This window comes from Colidextribacter sp. OB.20, assembly GCF_009911595.1.
Taxonomy (GTDB): Bacteria; Bacillota; Clostridia; order Oscillospirales; family Oscillospiraceae; genus Lawsonibacter.
Map to the genome: position 1 here is coordinate 1 of NZ_QWKG01000129.1, position 2,614 is coordinate 2,614.

General features: G+C 51.5%; 1 protein-coding gene. It reads left to right on the top strand.

Annotated features, from left to right (window positions below; genetic code table 11):
* The first annotated feature begins 159 nt into the window (after positions 1-159).
* Positions 160-2,451 (top strand): excinuclease ABC subunit UvrA, encoded by a 2,292-nt coding sequence (locus D1641_RS18720; RefSeq protein WP_160668477.1) that lies wholly within the window; start codon positions 160-162, stop codon positions 2,449-2,451.
* Positions 2,452-2,614 lie beyond the last annotated feature (163 nt).

A 2,614-nucleotide genomic window follows, 5' to 3' on the forward strand; every position in this document is an offset into this window, starting at 1 on the left:
GGAGCATATCATTTCTCAAAAGCCGCCGTTTTTATAGACAGTACAGCAACGAGGGCGGCGTTGCCGACCATATACAAACGCCATATACAATGCAAAACCAAAGCGGGGAAAATTTTGAATAACAGTGACAGAGTAGCCATCAACGGGAGGAAATAGAAAATGAGGGAAGTGCTATGTAATTATAAGGATAATATTGAAATTATTGGCGCATCCGAAAACAACCTGAAACATATTGACTTGACAATCCCAAAAGGAAAGCTGGTGGTGCTGGCAGGTGTTTCCGGCTCCGGCAAAAGCTCACTGGCTTTTGATACGATTGCGGTTGAGAGCGCCCGACAGTGGCAGACCTCCTATCCGCTCTACTTACGGAACAAGATGCCTCACTATGAGCGGCCTAAAGTAGATGAAATTCGTAGTCTCACTCCTGCAATAGTTGTCGATCAGAAAGCATTCGGCGTTAGTAGCCGTTCCACTGTGGGTACGGCTATTGATGCCGCTCCGCTGATTCGTTTGTTGTTTTCTCGCATTGGGGAACCCGGTGCAGGTGGAGCTATGGCCTATTCATTCAATCATCCCCTGGGGATGTGTCCAGTCTGTACTGGCCTGGGGGAGCGGATGGAGCTGGTGGAAAAGAGCCTTTTTAACTTAGAGGGAACGCTCCGCAAGGGTGGGCTGAATTTCAGCCAGTTTCAAAGCACCTGGCAGAACGAATTATACACGGGCAATCCCTTTTTGAACCCGGACAAAAAGCTGAAGGACTACTCGCCGGAGGAGTGGGAAATGTTGCGTAGCGGTCCCAAGGAACCGCTGACGATTGAAAGCCCATCCAATAACATCGGGCATATGTGGAAAATGCCATATGAAGGAGTTATTCCCCGCTTTCGTCGGCTCTACCTCAATCGGGACATTTCCAAGCTGAAAAAGACCTTGCAGGAAGAAATTTTAACCCACGTTCACAAAGGCCCATGTAAGACCTGCGGTGGCACAGGGCTGAACCCGCAAGCATTGGCTTCAAAAATCAAGGGGCGGAATATCGTCGATTATTTTGAAATGCCGGTATGCGATCTCCTGCCAGTGCTGGCGGAAATCAACAATCCCGTTGGCGTGTCCCTTGCAAAACAGATCATGGCTTATTTGGGGCGTATGGTGGAGGTTGGTATTGGCTATCTCTCGCTGTCCCGCCGGACGGACACGCTCTCTGGGGGAGAGGTCCAGCGCATTAAAATGGTGCGGAACCTGGGGAGCAGTTTAAGCAACATCACCTATATTTTCGACGAACCCACCGCTGGCCTGCATCCTGCCGACGCAGATCGGATTGGCCGTCTGCTGGTGGAGCTGCGAGACAGTCACAACAATGTGCTGGTGGTGGAGCATAGCCGTCAGATGATGGCCCTGGCCGACCATATCATAGAGTTGGGGCCGCTGGCCGGGACACGGGGCGGCGAAATTGTCTATCAGAGCGATTTGGAGGGCCTGCGCCATGCGGACACGATCACCGCACAGGCCATGCGTCAGAAAATCGAAATCAATCCAGCCCCCTTGCCTTGGACAGAGGGCTTTGCAATCAAGGACGCCCATTGTCACAACTTGAAGCACATTGATGTGGTAATTCCCAAGGGAGTGTTGACCGCTGTTACCGGCGTAGCTGGTTCCGGCAAAAGCTCGCTGGTCTGCCATGAATTTGTAAAACGCTGTCCAGAGGCTATCGTGATCGACCAAAAGCCCATCGGCACATCTATCCGCTCCACCCCCGCCACTTATACGGGCGTTATGGACGAGATACGGAAGCTGTTCGCCAAAGAGAACGGTGTGGGGGCCGAGTGGTTCAGCTTTAATTCCAAGGGTGCTTGCCCGGTCTGCAAGGGGAAAGGCGAAATTTCCTATGAAATGGCCTTTGCGGAGCCTGTTGTGGTTCTGTGCGAGGAATGTCAAGGGCGGCGATACAACCCCACCGCATTGAGCTACACCTACCACGGGAAAAACATAGAGGAAGCTATGTCGCTGACGATTGAACAGGCGATGGAGTTTTTCACAGAAGAAAAAGTGCGTAAGCCCCTGCGAAGCATGACGGATGTTGGCCTGAGCTATATGACCCTGGGACAGCCCACCAGCACTCTCTCCGGTGGCGAAGTCCAGCGGGTGAAGTTGGCAAGTGAGTTGCACAAAGAGGGCAATATCTACATTCTGGACGAGCCGACCACCGGCCTGCACAGCCGGGACATTGAAAAACTGCTATCCCTGCTGCGGCAGTTGGTAGCACAGCACAATACTGTGGTAATCGTGGAGCATCGCTTGGAATTGATCGCACAAGCTGACTGGATCATCGACATGGGACCGGAGGGCGGCAGTGAGGGCGGCGAAGTGCTGTTTTGCGGAACGCCGGACAACCTGCTCGGGTGTTCTATTTCTAAAACTGGTAACTACTTGAAACAGCTTGGAAGAAGAAACTAACAAGAATATTTTGAATATGAAATGAAACAATCTGCCGCACGAAGGCAAAAGAAAAAAGCCGTCGTACAGCACAATTTGTCACGCCCAAAAACGGCGGCTTTTGAGAAATGATATGCTCCCTCTAAAGTAGACAGTGGAAAAACAAAACTGTCGAAATAGAGGG

What these genes read in the sequence shown, in the direction of transcription:
- D1641_RS18720 (WP_160668477.1), top strand. Translation starts at nt 160, where the DNA reads ATGAGGGAAGTGCTATGTAATTATAAGGATAATATTGAAATTATTGGC.